The 19,663-nt window shown below is 65.7% G+C and carries 17 protein-coding genes and 7 tRNA genes; 21 read left to right on the top strand and 3 right to left on the bottom strand.

Features of this window, described 5'->3' with window-relative positions; all coding sequences use genetic code 11:
- Positions 1–164: 164 nt before the first annotated feature.
- On the top strand, positions 165–1,694 hold the full coding sequence (locus tag MYA_RS09020) for a complex I subunit 4 family protein (RefSeq protein WP_014723252.1): 1,530 nt from the start codon (positions 165–167) through the stop codon (positions 1,692–1,694).
- A 31-nt stretch (positions 1,695–1,725) separates the two neighbouring features.
- Here MYA_RS09020 and MYA_RS29495 read toward each other — a convergent pair whose 3' ends face one another.
- A complete protein-coding gene (locus MYA_RS29495) occupies positions 1,726–1,935 on the bottom strand; it encodes a hypothetical protein (RefSeq protein WP_080484203.1) in 210 nt (69 codons plus the stop codon).
- 34 nt (positions 1,936–1,969) lie between these two features.
- Between MYA_RS29495 and cyoA the strand changes: the two genes are divergently transcribed.
- From cyoA to MYA_RS08970, 10 genes are all read left to right on the top strand, one after another.
- Entirely contained in the window at positions 1,970–2,857 is an 888-nt protein-coding gene (gene cyoA, locus MYA_RS09015; protein ID WP_011885191.1) for a ubiquinol oxidase subunit II, read from the top strand.
- A gap of 3 nt (positions 2,858–2,860) precedes the next feature.
- Complete coding sequence (gene cyoB, locus MYA_RS09010) at positions 2,861–4,864, top strand: cytochrome o ubiquinol oxidase subunit I (RefSeq protein WP_011885190.1); 2,004 nt, start codon at positions 2,861–2,863, stop codon at positions 4,862–4,864.
- Positions 4,864–5,472 (top strand): cytochrome o ubiquinol oxidase subunit III, encoded by a 609-nt coding sequence (gene cyoC / locus MYA_RS09005; protein WP_011885189.1) that lies wholly within the window; start codon positions 4,864–4,866, stop codon positions 5,470–5,472. The genes cyoB and cyoC overlap by 1 nt, the downstream gene beginning before the upstream one ends.
- Entirely contained in the window at positions 5,473–5,805 is a 333-nt protein-coding gene (gene cyoD, locus MYA_RS09000; protein ID WP_011885188.1) for a cytochrome o ubiquinol oxidase subunit IV, read from the top strand.
- A gap of 329 nt (positions 5,806–6,134) precedes the next feature.
- The gene (locus MYA_RS08995) at positions 6,135–6,491 is read left to right on the top strand and encodes a hypothetical protein (protein WP_011885187.1); all 357 of its coding nucleotides are present in this window, start codon (positions 6,135–6,137) and stop codon (positions 6,489–6,491) included.
- 334 nt (positions 6,492–6,825) lie between these two features.
- Positions 6,826–8,709 (top strand): extracellular solute-binding protein, encoded by a 1,884-nt coding sequence (locus MYA_RS08990; RefSeq protein WP_014723248.1) that lies wholly within the window; start codon positions 6,826–6,828, stop codon positions 8,707–8,709.
- Positions 8,710–8,761: 52 nt separating this feature from the next.
- Positions 8,762–9,805: a microcin C ABC transporter permease YejB gene (locus MYA_RS08985; RefSeq protein WP_011885185.1), complete on the top strand. Its 1,044-nt coding sequence runs from the start codon at positions 8,762–8,764 to the stop codon at positions 9,803–9,805.
- 75 nt (positions 9,806–9,880) lie between these two features.
- Positions 9,881–10,978 carry an ABC transporter permease gene (locus MYA_RS08980; protein WP_011885184.1) on the top strand — a complete coding sequence of 366 codons (1,098 nt, stop codon included), beginning with the start codon at positions 9,881–9,883 and terminating at the stop codon, positions 10,976–10,978.
- Positions 10,975–12,597 (top strand): ABC transporter ATP-binding protein, encoded by a 1,623-nt coding sequence (locus MYA_RS08975; RefSeq protein WP_011885183.1) that lies wholly within the window; start codon positions 10,975–10,977, stop codon positions 12,595–12,597. The genes MYA_RS08980 and MYA_RS08975 overlap by 4 nt, the downstream gene beginning before the upstream one ends.
- 129 nt (positions 12,598–12,726) lie before the next feature.
- Positions 12,727–13,398 (top strand): C40 family peptidase, encoded by a 672-nt coding sequence (locus MYA_RS08970; RefSeq protein ID WP_011885182.1) that lies wholly within the window; start codon positions 12,727–12,729, stop codon positions 13,396–13,398.
- A gap of 90 nt (positions 13,399–13,488) precedes the next feature.
- Here the strand turns inward: MYA_RS08970 and MYA_RS08965 are convergent, their stop codons facing one another.
- Positions 13,489–14,403 carry a patatin-like phospholipase family protein gene (locus MYA_RS08965; RefSeq protein WP_011885181.1) on the bottom strand — a complete coding sequence of 305 codons (915 nt, stop codon included), beginning with the start codon at positions 14,401–14,403 and terminating at the stop codon, positions 13,489–13,491.
- A 279-nt stretch (positions 14,404–14,682) separates the two neighbouring features.
- Between MYA_RS08965 and gltX the strand changes: the two genes are divergently transcribed.
- The 9 genes from gltX to MYA_RS08920 all read left to right on the top strand — a co-directional run bounded on the left by gltX (position 14,683) and on the right by MYA_RS08920 (position 18,062).
- Positions 14,683–16,092, top strand: a complete 1,410-nt coding sequence (gene gltX / locus MYA_RS08960) for a glutamate--tRNA ligase (protein WP_014723246.1) — start codon at positions 14,683–14,685, stop codon at positions 16,090–16,092.
- A 127-nt stretch (positions 16,093–16,219) separates the two neighbouring features.
- Positions 16,220–16,295 (top strand) — tRNA-Ala (locus MYA_RS08955).
- Between the two features lie 137 nt (positions 16,296–16,432).
- A tRNA-Glu gene (locus MYA_RS08950) sits at positions 16,433–16,508 on the top strand.
- An 80-nt stretch (positions 16,509–16,588) separates the two neighbouring features.
- Positions 16,589–16,665, top strand: a tRNA-Asp gene (locus MYA_RS08945).
- A gap of 63 nt (positions 16,666–16,728) precedes the next feature.
- Positions 16,729–16,804, top strand: a tRNA-Glu gene (locus tag MYA_RS08940).
- A gap of 79 nt (positions 16,805–16,883) precedes the next feature.
- Positions 16,884–16,960: transfer RNA gene (locus MYA_RS08935), tRNA-Asp, on the top strand.
- A gap of 65 nt (positions 16,961–17,025) precedes the next feature.
- Positions 17,026–17,101 (top strand) — tRNA-Glu (locus MYA_RS08930).
- Between the two features lie 73 nt (positions 17,102–17,174).
- Positions 17,175–17,251 (top strand) — tRNA-Asp (locus MYA_RS08925).
- Positions 17,252–17,381: 130 nt separating this feature from the next.
- Positions 17,382–18,062, top strand: coding sequence for a GNAT family N-acetyltransferase (locus tag MYA_RS08920; protein WP_081060008.1), 681 nt, complete (start codon positions 17,382–17,384; stop codon positions 18,060–18,062).
- Positions 18,063–18,089: 27 nt separating this feature from the next.
- On the opposite strand, the gene MYA_RS08915 is transcribed toward MYA_RS08920, so the two are convergent.
- Positions 18,090–18,983, bottom strand: a complete 894-nt coding sequence (locus MYA_RS08915) for an AraC family transcriptional regulator (RefSeq protein WP_014723245.1) — start codon at positions 18,981–18,983, stop codon at positions 18,090–18,092.
- A 190-nt stretch (positions 18,984–19,173) separates the two neighbouring features.
- Between MYA_RS08915 and MYA_RS08910 the strand changes: the two genes are divergently transcribed.
- The gene (locus tag MYA_RS08910; protein ID WP_014723243.1) at positions 19,174–19,587 is read left to right on the top strand and encodes a gamma-glutamylcyclotransferase family protein; all 414 of its coding nucleotides are present in this window, start codon (positions 19,174–19,176) and stop codon (positions 19,585–19,587) included.
- The last annotated feature ends 76 nt before the right edge of the window (positions 19,588–19,663 follow it).

Genomic DNA, 19,663 nt, shown 5'->3' with positions numbered 1-19,663 from the left:
TGCTGGTTAACCCGATAGCGCTTGAGCGGCATCAATCTTTGTTCTGATTCCGCTTTACATTTTGCCAACATTGTCGATCCACGAAATCTATCTGTCGATTTGATTTCGTTCCTTCGTCGCGTCTGTTCCCGATGCAGCGCGCGACCCACCCAGGGCCTGTTGACATGCATGAGTTCCCCTTTCTGAGCCTGGCGATCTGGGCTCCGATCCTGTTCGGCGCGTGTTTGCTGCGCGCCGGTTCCGACGATCGCGTACATCGCATCAGAGTGATCGCGCTCGTCGGCGCGCTTGCCGGCCTGGCCGCGGTCGTGCCGCTCGTCGCCGGTTTCGACGCGCATTCGGCCGCGATGCAGTTCACCGAATCGCGCGACTGGCTGGCCGCTTTCCACGCCGGCTGGCGCGTGGGCATCGACGGTGCGTCGCTGTGGCTCGTCGTGTTGACGGCGTTCACGACGCCCGTCGTCGTGATCGCCTCGTGGGAGTCCGTCACGGTGCGCGTCGCGCAGTATTACGCGTCGTTCCTGATCCTCTCCGGGCTGATGGTCGGCGTGTTCGTCGCGCAGGACGGGCTGCTGTTCTTCATCTTCTTCGAAGCGACGCTGATCCCGCTGTATCTGCTGATCGGCACGTGGGGCAGCGAGCGTCGCGTCTACGCCGCGGTGAAGTTCTTCTTCATGTCGTTCGCCGGTTCGCTGTTGCTGCTGATGGCGATGCTGTACCTGTCGGCGAAGTCGCATACGTTCGACATGAACGCATGGCGCACGCTGCAGCTCGGCTTCACGCCGCAGCTGCTCGTGTTCCTCGGCTTCTTCGCCGCGTTCGCGGTCAAGGTGCCGATGTGGCCGGTTCACACGTGGCTGAGCGACGTCTACAAGGACGGCCCGACCGGCGCCGCGCTGATGCTCGCGATGCTCAAGCTCGGCGGCTACGGCTTCCTGCGCTTCGCGCTGCCGATCACGCCGGACGCGAGCCACTTCTTCGCGCCGGCCGTGATCGCGCTGTCGCTGTTCGCGATCGTCTACGCAAGCCTGATCGCGCTGGCGCAGACCGATCTCGGCAAGCTGCTCGCGTATTCGACGGTCGCGCACATGGGCATCGTCACGCTCGGGCTGTTCCTGTTCAACCGCATCGGCGTCGAAGGCGCGATCGTGCAGCTGGTGTCGTACGGCTTCGTCGCGGGCGCGATGCTGCTGTGCGTGAGCGTGCTGGTCGATCGCACGAAGCAGCGCGAGATCGCCGCGTACGGCGGCGTGGCCGGCGTGATGCCGCGCTTCGCGACCTTCTCGATGCTGTTCGCGATGGCGAACATCGGCCTGCCGGGCACCTCGGGCTTCGTCGGCGAGTTCATGGTCATCATGGGCGCGATCCGCATGAACTTCTGGATCGGCGCGATCGCGGCGCTGACGCTGATCCTCAGCGCGTCGTACACGCTGTGGATGGTCAAGCGCGTGATCTTCGGCAAGGTCGCGAGCCCGCGCATCGCGAAGCTCGCCGACCTCGGCCGGCGCGAGGTCGTGCTGTTCGCGTCGCTCGCGCTGATCGTGCTGATGGTCGGCGTCGATCCGAAGCCGTTTACCGACGCGATCGACCCGACGGTCGGGCGGCTGATCGAAGACGCGAGCCATTCGAAGCTGCCTGCCGGCGACGACGCCGCGCCGGCACGACCCGCCTACATGGCCGCCGCGCACGGCTGACCGGTGGACGCCGCGCGCAGCGGCCGCCTCGTCAGACGAATGCGATGGTTGCGCGCACATCCAGTGGCGCGGCGCTTGTCGCGCCGGCTTCCGGCACGCGGCCGGCTGCGTGAAATTGCCCCGCGACAATGTGTCTCACATCGGATTTTGCAATGATGATTTGTCGTACATCAAGGTTTTTGCTTGCGTCCGGGCGACGTATGATGCGGCCACTTTCGTGGATCGAATGCGCATCGGGCATACGCAAACGGTTTCAATGACTCTCGGGCTGTGTGATGAAAAGAAGAGCTTCAAGAGGCTGGGCGGCGCTGATGTCAATCGGCGCGGCACTGAGCCTGTCAGGCTGTAATTTTGACGTACTTAATCCGAAAGGAAGCGTCGGCGCTGCCGAAAAGGCGCTGATCGCGACGTCGACATGGGCGATGCTGATCGTCGTCGTGCCGGTGATCCTGCTCACGCTGTACTTCGCGTGGCGTTATCGCGCGTCGAACCGCAACGCGACCTATGCGCCGCACTGGTCGCACTCGACCGCGATCGAAGTCGTGATCTGGACGGTCCCGACGCTGATCATCCTGTTCCTCGGCGTGCTCACGTGGAAGACCACGCACGAGCTCGATCCGTACAAGCCGCTCGAATCGGCGGTCAAGCCGATCGACGTCGAAGTCGTCGCGCTCGACTGGAAGTGGCTGTTCATCTATCCGGAGCTCGGCATCGCGTCGGTGAACCAGCTGGCGATTCCGGTCGGCACGCCGGTGAACTTCCGCATCACGTCGGACTCGGTGATGAATTCGTTCTTCATCCCGCAGCTCGGCGGCCAGGTGTACGCGATGGCCGGCATGCAGACGCGCCTGCATCTGATCGCCGACGAAGCCGGCGACTACGCGGGCACGTCGGCCAACTTCAGCGGCCGCGGCTTCTCCGACATGAAGTTCCGCACGCTCGCCGAGCCGCGCGAGCAGTTCGACGCGTGGGTGCAGAAGGTGAAGGCTTCGCCCGACCGGCTCGACGCCACCGTGTACGGCACGGTCGCGCAGCCGAGCGAGAAGGCGCCGGTGCGCTACTTCTCGTCGGTCGATCCGAAGCTGTTCCACAACATCATCGCGAAATACAACGATGGCCACGTCCTCGACCTGAAGGACGCCGCCTGCGGCACGAAGGGGTAACGCATGTTCGGCAAACTCACACTATCGGCGATCCCGTTCGATCAGCCCATCATCATGGGAGCCGGCGGCTTCATGGGGCTCGTCGTGCTGGGCATTCTCGCCGGCCTCACGATCACCGGCCGCTGGAAGTGGCTGTGGACGGAATGGTTGACGACGGTCGACCACAAGCGACTCGGCGTGATGTACATCATCGTCGCGCTGATCATGCTGCTGCGCGGCTTCGCCGACGCGATCATGATGCGCCTGCAGCTCGCGCTCGCGTACAACTCGCCCGGCTACCTGCCGCCGCATCACTATGACCAGGTCTTCACCGCCCACGGCGTGATCATGATCTTCTTCATGGCGATGGTGTTCATGGTCGGTCTGATGAACCTGATCGTGCCGCTGCAGATCGGCGCGCGCGACGTCGCGTTCCCGTTCATCAACTCGCTGTCGTTCTGGATGACGGCGGTCAGCGCGATCCTGATCAACGTGTCGCTCGTGATCGGCGAATTCGCGCAGACGGGCTGGCTCGCGTATCCGCCGTTGTCGGAGCTGCAGTTCAGTCCGGGGGTAGGGGTCGACTACTACCTGTGGGCGCTGCAGATCTCGGGCGTCGGCACGCTGCTGACCGGCGTGAACTTCTTCGTGACGATCCTGAAGATGCGCGCACCGGGCATGTCGCTGATGAAGATGCCGGTGTTCACGTGGACGGCGCTCTGCACCAACGTGCTGATCATGGCGTCGTTCCCGATCCTGACCGCGACGCTCGCGCTGCTCGGCCTCGACCGTTACCTCGGCATGCACTTCTTCACGAACGAAGCCGGCGGCAACGCGATGCTGTACCTGAACCTGATCTGGGCGTGGGGCCATCCGGAGGTGTACATCCTGATCCTGCCCGCGTTCGGCATCTTCTCGGAAGTCATCGCGACGTTCTCGAAGAAGCCGCTGTTCGGCTACAAGACGATGGTCTACGCGTCGTGCGCGATCATGGTGCTGTCGTTCCTCGTGTGGCTGCATCACTTCTTCACGATGGGTTCCGGTGCGAACGTGAACGCGTTCTTCGGGATCATGACGATGATCATCGCGATCCCGACCGGCGTGAAGGTGTTCAACTGGCTGTTCACGATGTATCGCGGCCGGATCGAATTCACGACGCCGGTGCTGTGGACGATCGGCTTCATGGTGACGTTCACGCTCGGCGGGATGACCGGTGTGATGATGGCGATCCCGGGCGCCGACTTCGTGCTGCACAACAGCCTGTTCCTGATCGCGCACTTCCATAACGTGATCATCGGCGGCGTGGTGTTCGGCTATCTCGCTGGCTTCAACTACTGGTTCCCGAAGGCGTTCGGCTTCAAGCTGAACGAGAAGCTCGGCAAGGCGGCGTTCTGGTTCTGGCAGATCGGCTTCTACGTCGCGTTCGTGCCGCTGTACGTGCTCGGCTTCATGGGCATGACGCGTCGTCTGAACCACTACGACAACCCGGCATGGCATCCGTGGCTGCTGGTCGCCGCGTTCGGCGCCGTGCTGATCGCGATCGGCATCGCGTGCCAGCTGCTGCAGCTCGTCGTCAGTATCCGCAACCGCAACCTGCCGGCCTATCGCGACACGACGGGCGACCCGTGGGGCGGCCGTACGCTGGAATGGGCGACCTCGTCGCCGCCGGCCGACTACAACTTCGCGGTGCTTCCGCAGGTGCGCACGCTCGACGCGTATGCCGACATGAAGGCGCGCGGCGACGCCCGGCCGAACCCGGCAGCGATCCGCGACATCCACATGCCGTCGAATACCTGCGCGGGCCTGGTGATCGCGATCTTCAGCCTGGTACTCGGTTTCGCGCTGGTGTGGCACATCTGGTGGATGGCGATCGGCGGGCTGATCGGGATCGTCGCGACGCTGGTGATCTACAGCTCGCGCAATAACGACGGCTACTACATCCCGGCATCGAAGGTGCGCAAGATCGAAGAGAAGCAACCGGCGGCGCGCGTGTCGACGCGTGTCGACGTGGAACTGGAGGCCAACTGATGCTGCAGAAAACCTTGAGCGCAACCTTGCTCGAGCACGACGACCATCCGCCGTCGCACTCGGTGTTCGGCTTCTGGCTGTACCTGATGACGGACTGCGTTATCTTCGCGGCGCTGTTCGCGACCTTCGCGGTGCTGGGCAACCAGACCGCGGGCGGTCCGACCGCGAAGGACCTGTTCGACATCCCGGGCGTCGCGGTGGAAACCGCCGCGCTGCTGCTGTCGAGCATCACGTACGGCTTCGCGATGCTGGCCGGCTACAAGCAGCGGCGCGGTGCGCTGCTCGGGTGGCTCGCGGTCACGTTCGTGCTCGGCGCCGCGTTTCTCGCGATGGAGCTGCGCGAGTTCTCGCACCTGATCGCGGACGGCGCGGGCCCGCAGCGTAGCGCGTTCCTGTCGGCGTTCTTCACGCTGGTCGGCACGCACGGGCTGCACGTAACCGCCGGCCTGTTGTGGATGATCGTGCTGGCCGGACAGATCGTGCTGCGCGGCGGCGATCTGACCGATCGCGATCTGCGGCGCCTGACGTGCCTGAGCCTCTTCTGGCACTTCCTGGACATCGTCTGGATCTGCGTGTTTTCCTTTGTCTATCTCGCGAGCGTGATCTAAATGGCTCATTCGCATTCGTCTCAAATGGAAGAAGGGCACGGCAGCGTTGGCGGCTATTTCGCCGGTTTCATCCTGTCGGTGCTGCTGACGGCCGCGTCGTTCGGCCTCGTGTTGGGCGGCGTGCTGTCGCCGCATGCGTCGCTGATCGCGCTGGCCGCGCTCGCGTTCGTGCAGATCGTCGTGCACCTCGTGTACTTCCTGCACATGAACGGCTCGTCGGGCCAGCGCTGGAACGTGATGGCGTTCAGCTATACGGTGCTGACCGCGGCGATCCTGATCGTCGGCACGTTGTGGGTGATGCACAACGTCAGCATGAACATGATGTCGCGTTGAGCGACGGCGCGCCGCAGCGGATCTGCTGCGGCGCGCATCTCATGTAAGGAAGGGCGGCACGCGAGTGCCGCCTTTTTTCATTCGGCGCGTGCAGTTCGCGCGGAACTCGGCGGCGAGGCGGCGCTTCGCGTTGTCCAGGCCCGCCGGGGAGTAGGGGCTCGCGTATGCGGGCCAGCCGGCCGGCGCAAATACTGGCGTCAATTGTTACGAGACGTTAGCTCGCATGTGCGGCTGCGATGCCGCGAATCAGTTCTTACAAAGTGGAAATATGCGGTGAGGCGGCTTGTCGCTATAGTCGAATCACACATCACACGACTCGAAGAGGATCCATGAAGACTTTGCGTGTTGCCTCGCTCTTGACCGGTATGACGGCCTTGCTCGTGTCGGGCGCAGCAATGGCGGGAGTCAACGTCGGTATCAACGTCGGCGTGCCGGCTCCCGTCTACGTCGCGCCGGCGCCGGTGTACGCGCCGCCTCCGCCGCCAGTCGTCTACCAGCCGGCACCGGTTTATGCACCGGCGCCCGTCTATGCGCCCGCGCCGGCCATCGTGATCGGCTGGCATGGCGACCGTTACTGGGATGGCCGCCGCTACTGGGGCCGCGACGAGTGGTATCGCCATCATGGCCGCGGCTGGGATCGCGGGCATGGGCACTGGGACAACGGGCGCCACAACGGCTGGCGGTGATTGGTTGAGGTGCGCCGAGTCGCTCGAGCGGCGCGAGCAGGTCGGGCGTCCGAGCACCGGAGCACCGACTGGCCGGGCACCCAAGCACCCGAACGTCGCGCTCCCAATGGCCGCGCGGCTGCGCGCCCCAAGCGCTCCAACGACACGCCCGCCCACCCGACGAACCGCCCATCGGCACACCCGCCCACGGGCGGTTTTTCTTTGCCCGTGCGGACGTGCGCGCAGTTCCAGCCAAGCGTCGCTACGCCGCACGCAGGCCGCCATCTGGCTCGATGTCGACTTGAATGGGTAGAATCGACCCCGTTCCATCCCTCAATCGACCGACAGGGCCTCTATGACGAAGGGTTCGCGCCACGCTGCCGCCGCGTCCATCCGCTGCGGCGTCGCGCACGTGCTGCGCACGGCCGGCCGCAGCGCGGCCGTATGGGCAATACAGGCGGTGCTGGCCGCGACCGCCGCGCAAGCCGCCTATGCGATCGCACAGTATGGCGAGCCGAAATATCCGCCGGGCTTCAAGCACTTCGACTATGTGAACGCCGACGCGCCGAAGGGCGGCACGCTCGTGCTCGCGAACCCGAACCGGCTGACGTCGTTCGACAAGTTCAATCCGTTCACGATGCGCGGCAATTCGGCGCCCGGCATCGACATGCTGTTCGAAAGCCTCGCGACCGGCAGCATGGACGAGCCGTCGTCCGCGTACGGGCTGCTCGCCGACGACATCGACATCGCCGCCGATCGCCGCTCGGTCACGTTCCACCTGAACCCGCGCGCGCGCTTCTCGAACGGCGATGCGGTCACAGCCGACGACGTCAAGTTCTCGTTCGACACGCTGAAGAGCAAGCAGGCCGCGCCGCAATTCGCCGCGTATTTCGCCGAGATCACGAAGGCGGTCGTGGTCGATCGCGCGACCGTGCGCTTCGAGTTTCGCAGCGCGAATCGCGAGTTGCCGCTGATCGCCGGCGGCGTGCCGGTGTTCTCCCGCAAGTGGGGCTTGCGCGCCGACGGTTCGCGCATCCCGTTCGACCAGCTCGCGTTCGAGCAGCCGATCGGCAGCGGCCCGTATCTGATCGAGCGCTACGACAACGGCCGCACGATCACGTACCGGCGCAATCCCGCGTACTGGGGCGCCGACCTGCCGGTGCGGGTCGGCACCAACAACTTCGAGCACATCGTCTACAAGCTGTACGGCGACGGCGTCGCGCGGCTGGAGGCCTTCAAGGCCGGCGAGTACGACGTGCTCGTCGAATACATCGCACGCAACTGGGCGCGCCGCGACGTCGGCAAGCGCTTCGACAGCGGCGAGCTCGTCAAGCGCGAATTCCGCCAGCACAACGGCGCGGGGATGCAGGGCTTCTTCATGAACTTGCGCCGGCCGCTGTTTCGCGACGTGCGCGTGCGTGAGGCGCTCGACCTCGCGTTCGACTTCGAATGGCTGAACCGCCAGTTGTTCTACGGCGCCTACACGCGGCTCGACAGCTATTTCGCCGACACCGACCTGCAGGCGACCGGCACGCCGGGCGCGGGCGAGCTGAAGCTGCTCGAGCCGCTGCGCGCGCAGCTCGACCCGGCCGTGTTCGGCCCGATGGTCACGCAGCCGAGCACGAATCCGCCCGGTTCGCTGCGCGCGAATCTGCTGAAGGCGCGCACGCTCCTCGCGCAAGCCGGCTGGACCTATCGCGACGGCGCGCTGCGCAATGCGCGGGGCGAGCCGTTCAGGTTCGAGATCCTCGACGATTCGGGTGCCGCGATGGAAGGCATCGTGACCGCGTATCAGCGCAACCTCGCGAAGCTCGGCATCGACGCACGCTTTCGCACGGCCGACTACGCGCTGCTGCAAAAGCGGCTCGACGCGTTCGATTACGACATGACGACGGTGCGCCTGCCCGGCGTGCAGGTGCCGGGCGCCGAACAGTATTCGCGCTACGCGAGCAAGTTCGCCGACGAACCGGGCTCCGACAACCTGATCGGGCTGAAGTCGCCGGCCGTCGACGCATTGCTGCATGCGCTCGGCACCGCGCAGACGCGCGACGAGCTGCTCGACGCGACTCACGCGCTCGACCGCGTGCTGATGCACGGCTATTACGCGGTGCCGCAGTGGTACAGCACCACCCACCGCATCGCGTACAAGCGCTCGCTCGGCTACCCGCAGACGCTGCCGCTGTACTATTCCGCCGAGGGCTGGGTCGTGTCGACGTGGTGGGCGAAGCCCGACCACTGAAGCCCGCCTGCCGTTCGTTCAACCCAGCCTATCGATCACGAGTCGCCGCCCTATGTGGAGCTACATCCTCAAACGTCTGCTGCTGATGATTCCGACGCTCGTCGGCGTGCTCACGCTCACCTTCGCCGTGATCCAGTTCGTGCCGGGCGGCCCGGTCGAACAGGCCGTGCAGGAATTGCGCAAGGGCGCCACGGGCGAGGGCGCGGTGCCGTTCGGCATGCGCGCGCATACCGGCGTCGACGCGCAGCAGCTCGCGCAGCTCAAGGCGCTGTACGGCTTCGACAAGCCGCCGCTCGAACGCTACTGGCTGATGCTCAAGCGCTTCGCGCGCTTCGATCTCGGCGACAGCTACTTCCGCCACCAGAGCGTCTGGTCGCTGATCGTGCAGAAGCTGCCGGTATCGATCAGCATCGGGCTGTGGACCTTCTTCCTCACGTATCTGATCTCGGTGCCGCTCGGCATCGCGAAGGCCGTGCGCAACGGCTCGCCGTTCGACGTCGCGACGAGCCTCGTCGTGCTGGTCGGCTATGCGATTCCCGGCTTCGTGCTCGGCGTGCTGCTGCTCGTGCTGTTCGGCGGCGGCTCGTTCTGGCAGCTGTTTCCGCTGCGCGGCCTCACGTCGGACAACTTCTCGCAGCTGTCGCTGCTCGGCAAGGTGCTCGACTATCTGTGGCACATCGCGCTGCCGATCACCGCATCGGTCGTCGGCAGCTTCGCGGTCATCACGATGCTCACGAAGAACGCGTTCCTCGACGAGATCCGCAAGCAGTACGTGCTCACGGCGCGCGCGAAGGGGCTCACCGAGCGCACGGTGCTGTGGAAGCACGTGTTCCGCAACGCGATGCTGCCGCTGATCGTCGGCTTTCCGGCCGCCTTCATCGGCGCGTTCTTCACCGGCAGCCTGCTGATCGAGACGCTGTTCTCGCTCGACGGCCTCGGGCTGCTGTCGTACGAATCGGTCGTGCGGCGCGACTATCCGGTCGTGCTCGGCACGCTGTACCTGTTCACGCTGATCGGGCTCGCGACCAAGCTCGTCTCCGACCTCTGCTACGTGTGGGTCGACCCGCGCATTCAATTCGAAAACCTGGAGCGCTGACATGAAACCGTCCGTTCGCACGCCGATCGCCGGCGCGCCTCTACGCCTGCCCGCGCGCGCCGGGCGAGGTGCGCGATGAGCCGGGCCATCGCGTCGTCCCGCATCGACGCCGCGCGGGCGCGCGTGTCGCCGTCGCCCGCGCGGCGCGTGTGGCAGCGCTTCCGCCAGCAACGGCTCGGCTACTGGAGCTTCGTGATCTTCGTCGTCGCATTCGCCGCGAGCCTCGCGGCGCCGCTGTGGTCCAACGACAAGCCGCTCGTCGTGCGCTATGACGGGCACACCTATTTCCCGATGTTCCATGCGTATCCGGAGACGACCTTCGGCGGCGACTTCCCGACGCCGGCCGATTATCTCGATCCGTACGTGCGCAAGCGCCTCGAAGCGCCGGGCAACTTCGCGATCTACCCGCCGAACCGCTATTACTACGACACGCTGAACTACTTCTCGAACGTGCCGAACCCCGCGCCGCCGTCGCGCGCGAACTGGCTCGGCACCGACGCGCAGGGCCGCGATCTGCTCGCGCGCCTCGTGTACGGGTTTCGCGTGTCGGTCGAGTTCGCGCTGATCCTCACCGCCATCGGCACGCTGCTCGGCATCGCCGCGGGCGCGGTGCAGGGCTTCTTCGGCGGCCGCATCGACATCGTCGGCCAGCGTCTGATCGAAATCTGGAGCTCGCTGCCGGAGCTGTATCTGCTGATCATTTTCGCGTCGATCTTCGAGCCGAGCTTCCTGCTGCTGATCGTGCTGCTGTCGCTGTTCGGCTGGATCGGCCTCGCCGACTACGTGCGCGCCGAATTCCTGCGCAACCGCACGCAGGACTACGTGCGCGCGGCCCGCGCGATGGGCCTCACGAACTGGCAGATCATCTGGCGCCACGTGCTGCCGAACAGCATGACGCCGGTGATCACGTTCCTGCCGTTCCGGATGAGCGGGGCGATCCTCGCGCTCACGAGCCTCGATTTCCTCGGCCTCGGCGTGCCGCCGCCGACGCCGAGCCTCGGCGAACTGCTCGCGCAGGGCAAGGCCAATCTCGACGCGTGGTGGATCTCGCTGTCGACGTTCGGCGTGCTGGTCGCGACGCTGCTGTTGCTGACCTTCATGGGCGACGCACTGCGCAATGCGCTCGACACGCGGATCGCCGACTCGGTGCGCGCCGCAGGAGGCCAGCGATGAGCGCCATCGACGCCTCGCAGCCGGGCGAACCGCTGCTGTCGCTCGAGCATCTGCACGTTCGCTTCGGCGACACGGTGGCCGTCGAGGACGTGACGCTCGCTATCGGTCGCGGCGAGCGCGTCGCGCTGGTCGGCGAGTCGGGCTCGGGCAAGAGCGTGACCGCGCTGTCGATCCTGCGGCTGCTGCGGGATGCGGACGTGAGCGGCACCATCCGCTTCGCCGGGCAGGATCTCGCCGGCAAGAGCGAGCGCGAGATGCGCGGGCTGCGCGGCTCGGACATCGCGATGATCTTCCAGGAGCCGATGACGGCGCTCAATCCGCTGTACACGGTCGGCGCGCAGATCGCCGAGACGATCGTGCTGCACGACGGCGTGACGGCCGGCGAAGCGCGCAAGCGCACGATCGCGCTGCTCGCGCGCACCGGCATCGCGGAGCCCGAGAAGCGCGTCGACAGCTACCCGCACGAGCTGTCGGGCGGCCAGCGGCAGCGCGCGATGATCGCGATGGCGCTCGCCTGCCGGCCGCGGCTGCTGCTCGCCGACGAGCCGACCACCGCGCTCGACGTGACGATCCGCGCGCAGATCGTCGACCTGCTGCTCGAACTGCAGCGCGACGAGGCGGAAAAGCGCGGGATGGCGATCCTGCTGATCACGCACGATCTGAACCTCGTGCGGCGCTTCGCCGAGCGGGTCGCCGTAATGGAGCACGGCAGGCTGGTCGAGAGCGGGCCGGTGGAGCGGATCTTCGCGCAGCCCGAGCATCCGTATACGCAGCGGCTGCTGAACAGCCGGCCGCAGCGCACGGTCGCGCCGGTGCTGCCGATCGCGCCGGTCGTGCTCGACGCGCGCCACGTCAGCGTGCAGTTCGCGCGCAAGCGGCCGGGGCTGGCCGGCTGGTTCGGGACGCTGCCGGTGACGGCGGTGGATGACGTGTCCGTGTCGGTGCGGCAGGGCGAGACGCTCGGGATCGTCGGCGAATCAGGCTCCGGAAAGTCGACGCTCGCGATGGCGCTGCTCGGGCTGCAACGGACGGTGGCCGGCGAGATCGAGTTCCAGGGGCGCGCGCTGTCGACCTATCGCGGCCGCGAACAGACCGCGCTGCGCTCGAACATGCAGGTCGTCTTTCAGGATCCATTCAGTTCGCTGTCGCCGCGTCAGACGATCGAGCGGATCGTCGGGGAGGGGCTCGAGTTGCATCGCCCGGAACTGAGCGCGGACGCGCGCCGCGCGAAGTCGCTGACGGTGCTGCGCGAAGTCGGCCTCGACCGCACGGTGCTGCATCGCTATCCGCACGAGTTCTCCGGCGGCCAGCGGCAGCGGATCGCGATCGCACGCGCGCTCGTGCTCGAGCCGCGCATCCTGATCCTCGACGAGCCGACTTCCGCGCTCGACGTGTCGATCCAGCAGCAGGTGCTGAAGCTGCTCGCGAATTTGCAACAGAAATACAACCTGGGCTATGTATTCATCAGCCACGATCTGGAGGTGATCGGCGCGATGGCGCACCGCGTCGCGGTGATGCAGGGCGGGGCGGTCGTCGAGTCCGGCGACGTGGCGGATATCTTCACGAGACCGTCACATCCTTACACACAAAAGCTGTTGAAAGCCGTCTGGAAAGCGTGATAGCGGGTCCAATGGTCCAACCATCTCGATTGTATTTTTTAATTTGTTTTGACAAACGATTACGCGCTGGCTAGTATCGACCGAAATTTTCCGCCAATCAGCTGATTTTTAAGCAAATTCCATCGACCAATGCAGCATCGATCCCTGTCCCAGGCATGTGTGCGCACCGTCGCCGGGCTGTTCATCGGCGCCCTGATCGCAGCAGCTCCCGGCGCGTTCGCCGACGAAGTCAGCAGTTTCAATCAGAATGTCAGCAATTCGACTCAAATCGGGTCGACTTCCCTCCAGCAGACCTCTGCGCAGCCGGCTAGTGGCGGCGCGAAGTCGTTCCTGTCCGGCATGGCGGGCAAGGCGGGCGACGTCGTGGTCAGCGCGCTGAACATGATCGGCGTGCGCTATCGCTGGGGCGGCAATTCGCCGGACTCCGGCCTCGATTGCAGCGGCTTCGTGCGCTACGTGTTCCAGGATACGCTCGGCATGTCGCTGCCGCGTCGCGCGGAAGAAATGAGCCGCGTCGGCGAGAAGGTCAGCATGAGCAACCTGAAGCCGGGCGATCTCGTGTTCTTCAACACGATGCGCCGCACGTTCTCGCACGTCGGCATCTACATCGGCGACAACAAGTTCGTGCATTCGCCGTCGACCGGCAGCACCGTGCGCGTCGACGATCTCGACAGCGGCTACTGGGAAAAGCGTTTCACCGGCGCGCGCCGGCTCGAATCGACGTTTCCGATGAACGCCGAGGATCTGCGCCAGCGCGTGCGCGCCACGATCGGCGACGACGCCGCGAACGGCAGCAACTGATCGTTCGTCAGGTCGAAAGAAACCCTGTCACCGAAAGGCGACAGGGTTTTTTGCTTTTGGGGCCGCGTGAGCGGCGGGCGCCGTGCGCGCTTATGCGGCCACGCCGCCGCGCGCGGCCGCGAGCTTGCGCTGCAGTTCGGGCATGATGCGCGCCACCGCTTCCTCGCCCGCGAGGATCGCCGCGTTGCGCTGATTGAAGTCGCTGCCGCCCATCGCGGCGAGATTCGGGCGGATCACGACGTCCGCATACTTGTCGAGCTCGTAGGTCTTGATCGTCTGGCCCATGATCGTGAAGGTCTGCAGCAGCATCTCGATCGGGTTGTCGGTCGCCGCGCCGTCCGGCCGCGACGAGATGTCCACCGCGATCACGAAGCTCGCGCCCATCTTGCGGGCGAACGACGCGGGCACCGGGCTCACGAGGCCGCCGTCGACGTATTCGCGGTTGCCGATCTTCACGGGCTCGAACACCGACGGCACGCTGCACGACGCGCGCACCGCGAGCCCCGTGTTGCCCTGCTGGAACAGGATCGGCTGACCGTTCTGCAGGTCGGTCGCGACGACGCCGAGCGGCTTGGCCATCTTCTCGATCGGCCGGTTGTTCAGCGTCTTGTTCAGGAAGTTCTGCAGCGCGATGCCCTGCAGCAGCCCGCGCGAGCGGAACGGCAGCGCCCAGTCGCTGATCGCGGCCTGATCCATGTCGAGCGCGATCTTGTTGATCTGCAGCCCGCTCATGCCCGACGCGTACAGCGCGCCGACCACCGAGCCCGCGCTGGTGCCGGCGACGAGGTCGATCGGGATGCCGCGCGCCTCGAGCGCCTTCAGCACGCCGATGTGCGAAAAACCGCGGGCGGCGCCGCCGCCGAGCGCGATGCCGATCTTCACGGGCTTCTGCGCGGTCGCGGCATTGTCGGGACGGGACTTCTCGCCGAACGACGTGCATGCGGCGAGAGTGGCGGACGCGCATGCGATCGTGAAGTGGCGGCGCGACAGGCGAGGGGACGACATCGAATGATTCTCCGGCGGCTGGGTGGCGGGCCTTGCGGCCCGCGGCGGCGATGGATTGCGAGCGGCCGCGCGGGGCAATCCGGGCGGCCGGCGCCGCGCCCGCGGGCGGTGGCGGCGCGCACATCATAAAGCAAGCGGTGCGCTTGGCGCGCAGACCGGCGCGAGTATAATTCCGGCTTCTTTCCCGTTCCGGGCGCGGCCGGCCCCGTCGTTGTGCGGTTTGCCGCCGTCGTCCCGCGTCGAATCATTCATGCGCCCCAGGCGTTCGAGTTACCGTTTATGACCCGTCCTGTCCGTACCCGCTTCGCACCGAGTCCAACCGGCTTCATCCACCTCGGCAACATCCGCTCCGCGCTCTATCCGTGGGCGTTCGCCCGCAAGATGAAGGGCACGTTCGTGCTGCGTATCGAGGATACCGACGTCGAGCGCTCGTCGCAGGAAGCCGTCGACGCGATCCTCGAAGGGATGCAATGGCTCGGCCTCGATTTCGACGAAGGTCCGATCTACCAGATGCAGCGCATGGATCGCTATCGCGCGGTGCTGGCGCAGATGCTCGAACAGGGCCTCGCTTACCCGTGCTACATGTCGGCCGAGGAGCTCGATGCGCTGCGCGAACGCCAGCGCGCGGCCGGCGAGAAGCCGCGCTATGACGGCACGTGGCGCCCGGAGCCCGGCAAGGTGCTCCCCGAGCCGCCGGCCGGCGTGAAGCCGGTGCTGCGCTTCCGCAACCCGCTGACCGGCACGGTCGTGTGGGACGACGCGGTGAAGGGGCGTGTCGAGATCTCGAACGAGGAGCTCGACGACCTCGTGATCGCGCGTCCTGACGGCACGCCGATCTACAACTTCTGCGTGGTCGTGGACGACATGGACATGAACATCACGCACGTGATCCGTGGCGACGACCATGTGAACAACACGCCGCGCCAGATCAACATCCTGCGCGCGCTCGGCGGCGAGCCGCCCGTCTACGCGCACCTGCCGACCGTGCTGAACGAGCAGGGCGAGAAGATGAGCAAGCGCCATGGCGCGATGAGCGTGATGGCGTATCGCGACGCGGGTTTCCTGCCGGAGGCCGTCGTCAACTATCTCGCCCGCCTCGGCTGGTCGCACGGCGACGCGGAAATCTTCTCGCGCGAACAGTTCGTCGAGTGGTTCGATCTCGAGCACCTGGGCAAGTCGCCCGCGCAGTACGACCACAGCAAGCTGAGCTGGCTGAACGCGTACTACATCAAGGAAGCCGACAACGCACGCCTCGCCGCGCTCGCGAAGCCGTTCCTCGATGCGCTCGGCATCGACGACGCGGCGATCGCGACCGGCCCCGCGCTCGACGCGGTGATCGGCCTGATGAAGGACCGCGCGACGACGGTCAAGGAAATCGCGGAAGGCGCTGCGATGTTCTATCGCGTCCCGGCGCCCGACGCCGATGCGCTCGCGCAGCACGTGACCGACGCGGTGCGCCCGGCGCTGGCCGATCTCGCAGCCGCGCTGAAGGCCGCCGACTGGACCAAGGAGGCGGTATCGGCAGCGTTGAAGGCGACGCTCGCGACGCACAAGCTGAAGATGCCGCAGCTTGCGATGCCGGTCCGGCTGCTGGTGGCGGGCACCACGCATACGCCGTCGATCGACGCGGTGCTCGTGCTGTTCGGCCGCGACGCGGTGGTGTCGCGTATCGAGGCCGCGCTGGCTTGAGGTTGGGGCGGCGCGAGGCTGCCGTCCGGCGACGCGATGGCGGCTTCGCAAAAAATTTCGCGCCAATCGCAAAAAGGGTATTTACAAGTTCAAATTCGGTCCATATAATCTCATTTCTGTTCTGCAAGGGGGTATAGCTCAGCTGGGAGAGCGCTTGCATGGCATGCAAGAGGTCAGCGGTTCGATCCCGCTTACCTCCACCATCAGAACAAAACGAATTGATTTGCGAAGCGCTGGTAGTAATAAATGCTTCACAAAAAGATTTAAAGCAGTTAGAATTTCGGCCTTCGCTGTTGACGGTAAGTGAATAGCGAAAGTCAGACAGATCTGAAAAGATCATGTCCCCTTCGTCTAGAGGCCTAGGACATCACCCTTTCACGGTGAGTACAGGGGTTCGAATCCCCTAGGGGACGCCAAATTCAGCGGCGTTTCGTAGAAGTGTCGCGAGGCTTGCAGGAACGTAACCGACGTCCTGCGGGTAACGGTGCAGAAAGTTGGAGCGGTAGTTCAGTCGGTTAGAATACCGGCCTGTCACGCCGGGGGTCGCGGGTTCGAGTCCCGTCCGCTCCGCCAGAACGAAGCCCGTTCAAGACGTATTTGAGCGGGCTTTTGTATTAAGGATGTAAGCAGTACGTTGTCCCCTTCGTCTAGAGGCCTAGGACATCACCCTTTCACGGTGAGTACAGGGGTTCGAATCCCCTAGGGGACGCCAGATTCAGCGGCGTTTCGTAGAAGTGTCGCAGCGCTTGCAGGGCGTGAACGAGGTCCTGCAGGTGGTGATGAAGAAAGCTGGAGCGGTAGTTCAGTTGGTTAGAATACCGGCCTGTCACGCCGGGGGTCGCGGGTTCGAGTCCCGTCCGCTCCGCCAGAACGAAGCCCGTTCAAAGAACGTATTTGAACGGGCTTTTTCGTTAAAGATGTAAGCAGTACGTTGTCCCCTTCGTCTAGAGGCCTAGGACATCACCCTTTCACGGTGAGTACAGGGGTTCGAATCCCCTAGGGGACGCCAGATTTCGGCGTCGTTCGAACAAACGATGCGCCGGCAGGAAGTAACCGACGCCTGCCAGGCAAGAAGCAAGACTGGAGCGGTAGTTCAGTCGGTTAGAATACCGGCCTGTCACGCCGGGGGTCGCGGGTTCGAGTCCCGTCCGCTCCGCCAGAAAATGAGAAAGCCCGCCTCGTGCGGGCTTTCTCATTTGCGCTTTCTTCTCGTGCCCGCGTGCGGGCACGTGACTGCGGAGCGGAGGAAGCCGCCTGCGCGGCTTCCGGCGGGACGCGAAGGGTTGCGCGTGCACGCGCAACCGCGGCCTGCGGGATGTAGGCGAGTCCCGTCCGCTCCGCCAGAAAATGAAAAAGCCCGCCTCGTGCGGGCTTTTTCATTTGCGTTTTCTTCTCGTGCCTGCATGCGCGGGCGCCTTGATCTTCATCGCCGCTCCGAGAAATTCGCGATTGCATCCGCCGGCGACTGCGCTATCGTGGCGGAGTGCGATCTCGACCCAAGCGCGATGCTCGATCCGACCGACCTGCGACTGCTGTATCAGCTCCGACCTGCGGAGTCCGGCGATTTCCCGTTTGCCGAGGCGCTCACGCACGGCAACATGGGCGCCTATTACAAGCGCCATGGGCTCGTGTGGCGCAGCGACCTGTTCTACGCGAGCTGGCGCGAATCCGAGAACTTCATCCTGGAAGCCGACGGCGAGCGCATCGGCGTGCTGCGCGTGACCGAGGAGGGCGATTCGCTGCATATCCGCGACGTGCAGATCGCCGCCGGTCATCGAGGGCAGGGCGCCGGCACCTACATGCTCGACATGTCACATCGCTGGGCGCGCGCGCGCGGCCTGCACGAACTGCAGTTGCGCGTGTTCGTCGACAACCCGGCCGCCCGCCTTTATCAGCGCATGGGCTATCGCGTCACCGGGCCGCGCCCGGCGCAGCTCGGCTCGATCCGGCACATGGTACGCGCGGTCTGAGCGCACGCACCCGGCACACCGTGCGAGTTACCCGATCGTGTCGAGCGCACCGCGGCCGTCGGTGTCGTCCTCGTCATCATCTGCGGCCGGCACGCGGTCTTCCGTGCCGCGATGCTCGAAGCCGCGCAGCATGAACGCGCGCGGGCTTTCGCCGAATGCACGGCGGAACATCGCCGAAAACGCGCTCTGGCTCTGGTAGCCGAGCTCGCGCGCGACATGCGACAGCGCGCGCCCCTGGTTCAACAGCGGAATCGCCCGCGCGAGCAGCGCCTGCTGCCGCCACTGCGAAAAACTGACGCCTAGCTCCTGCTTGAACAGCCGCGAAATCGTGCGCGTGCTCGCGCCGACCTCGCTCGCCCAATGCTCGAGCGACTCCGCATGCGCCGGCTGCGCGAGCACCGACTCGCACAGCATGCGCAGCCGCTTTTCTTCCGGCATCGGCACCGCGAGCGGCAGCGGTTCGGCATGGCTCAGCTCGTCGAGCACGAGCCCGCACAAGAGCCGCTCGCGCGCGCTGCTCAGCGCGCGGGCATCGAGCGCGACGATCAGCTCGCGCAACAGGCCCGTGACCTCGACGACCCGGCATGCGTCGAGCCCGTCCGGCACGATCGATTCGTCGAGATAGACCGTGCGCAGGTACGCCTCCTCGACGATCACGACCTCGTGCGTCACGTGCGGCGGCACCCAGATCGCGCGCGACGGCGGCACCATCCAGGTCGTGCCGGTCGTGGCGACCCGCAGCACGCCGCGCGACGCATACGCGAGCTGCGCCCATGCATGCGTGTGCCGCGGAATCCGGCTGCCCGCGTCGACCTGACGCGCGCGCACGCGCATCGGATGCACGCGGGTCGGTGCGAATTCGGGCGGAATGTCGATGACGTCGTACGGGTTCGATGCGTCGGCTTGGGCGGGCGGATTCATGGGCGATTCGGTCGGCGCGGCTGCGATGCCGTTATTTTAGAAGGCGCCGCGCAGGCGCATGCGGCGGTTTTTCAGCTGATAATGACCGGCCCGAATGAACTTTGTATGGAGCTGCGCGCATTCCGTCCGGCGTAACGCACGCCGTCGCCGCGACGCCCCGGCCATACCAGAATCGAAGAGGAGAACCACGATGCGCCATGTATTCGTCTACGGCACGTTGCGAGCAGGCGAGGCCAACGACATCGGCCATGCGGCCGCGCGCCACGGCATCCCTGCGCCCACGCTCCTCGGAGCCGTCGCGCTGCCCGGCGAACTGTACGATTTCGGCACTTATCCAGGCATGGTGGCCGGTGCGGCCGGTCAGTCGCTCGTGTGGGGCGACGTGTACGCGGTCGACGAACTGTTGCTGCCCGTGCTCGACGAGATCGAACGCGTCTATCCCGGCGTCGACACGTTGTTCCGGCAGGAACCGGTGACCGTCGAACTCGGCGGCCGAACCTATGCGTGCGTGTACTACCCGGTCGCCGCGCATGCGGCTGCCGACCGCCCGCGCATCGCGTCCGGCGACTGGGTCCAGCATCGCCGCGAGCGCGAAGCGGCCTGAGCCTGCGCGCCGCGCACGCGCACGCTCACGCGGCCAGCGAAAAGCGCCCCACGGGGCGCTTCGTTCGGCCGGCCGC

The sequence above is a fragment of the Burkholderia sp. KJ006 genome, from assembly GCF_000262695.1.
GTDB classification, from domain to species: Bacteria; Pseudomonadota; Gammaproteobacteria; order Burkholderiales; family Burkholderiaceae; genus Burkholderia; species Burkholderia vietnamiensis.
The sequence above is the reverse complement of the archived record's forward strand: the minus strand, read 5'-3'. Positions and strand labels throughout refer to the sequence as shown.

Coding starts and splice junctions, on each gene's coding strand:
- MYA_RS09020 (WP_014723252.1), top strand. CDS start 165: ATGCATGAGTTCCCCTTTCTGAGCCTGGCGATCTGGGCTCCGATCCTG.
- MYA_RS29495 (WP_080484203.1), bottom strand. CDS start 1,935: ATGCCCGATGCGCATTCGATCCACGAAAGTGGCCGCATCATACGTCGC.
- cyoA (WP_011885191.1), top strand. CDS start 1,970: ATGAAAAGAAGAGCTTCAAGAGGCTGGGCGGCGCTGATGTCAATCGGC.
- cyoB (WP_011885190.1), top strand. CDS start 2,861: ATGTTCGGCAAACTCACACTATCGGCGATCCCGTTCGATCAGCCCATC.
- cyoC (WP_011885189.1), top strand. CDS start 4,864: ATGCTGCAGAAAACCTTGAGCGCAACCTTGCTCGAGCACGACGACCAT.
- cyoD (WP_011885188.1), top strand. CDS start 5,473: ATGGCTCATTCGCATTCGTCTCAAATGGAAGAAGGGCACGGCAGCGTT.
- MYA_RS08995 (WP_011885187.1), top strand. CDS start 6,135: ATGAAGACTTTGCGTGTTGCCTCGCTCTTGACCGGTATGACGGCCTTG.
- MYA_RS08990 (WP_014723248.1), top strand. CDS start 6,826: ATGACGAAGGGTTCGCGCCACGCTGCCGCCGCGTCCATCCGCTGCGGC.
- MYA_RS08985 (WP_011885185.1), top strand. CDS start 8,762: ATGTGGAGCTACATCCTCAAACGTCTGCTGCTGATGATTCCGACGCTC.
- MYA_RS08980 (WP_011885184.1), top strand. CDS start 9,881: ATGAGCCGGGCCATCGCGTCGTCCCGCATCGACGCCGCGCGGGCGCGC.
- MYA_RS08975 (WP_011885183.1), top strand. CDS start 10,975: ATGAGCGCCATCGACGCCTCGCAGCCGGGCGAACCGCTGCTGTCGCTC.
- MYA_RS08970 (WP_011885182.1), top strand. CDS start 12,727: ATGCAGCATCGATCCCTGTCCCAGGCATGTGTGCGCACCGTCGCCGGG.
- MYA_RS08965 (WP_011885181.1), bottom strand. CDS start 14,403: ATGTCGTCCCCTCGCCTGTCGCGCCGCCACTTCACGATCGCATGCGCG.
- gltX (WP_014723246.1), top strand. CDS start 14,683: ATGACCCGTCCTGTCCGTACCCGCTTCGCACCGAGTCCAACCGGCTTC.
- MYA_RS08915 (WP_014723245.1), bottom strand. CDS start 18,983: ATGAATCCGCCCGCCCAAGCCGACGCATCGAACCCGTACGACGTCATC.
- MYA_RS08910 (WP_014723243.1), top strand. CDS start 19,174: ATGCGCCATGTATTCGTCTACGGCACGTTGCGAGCAGGCGAGGCCAAC.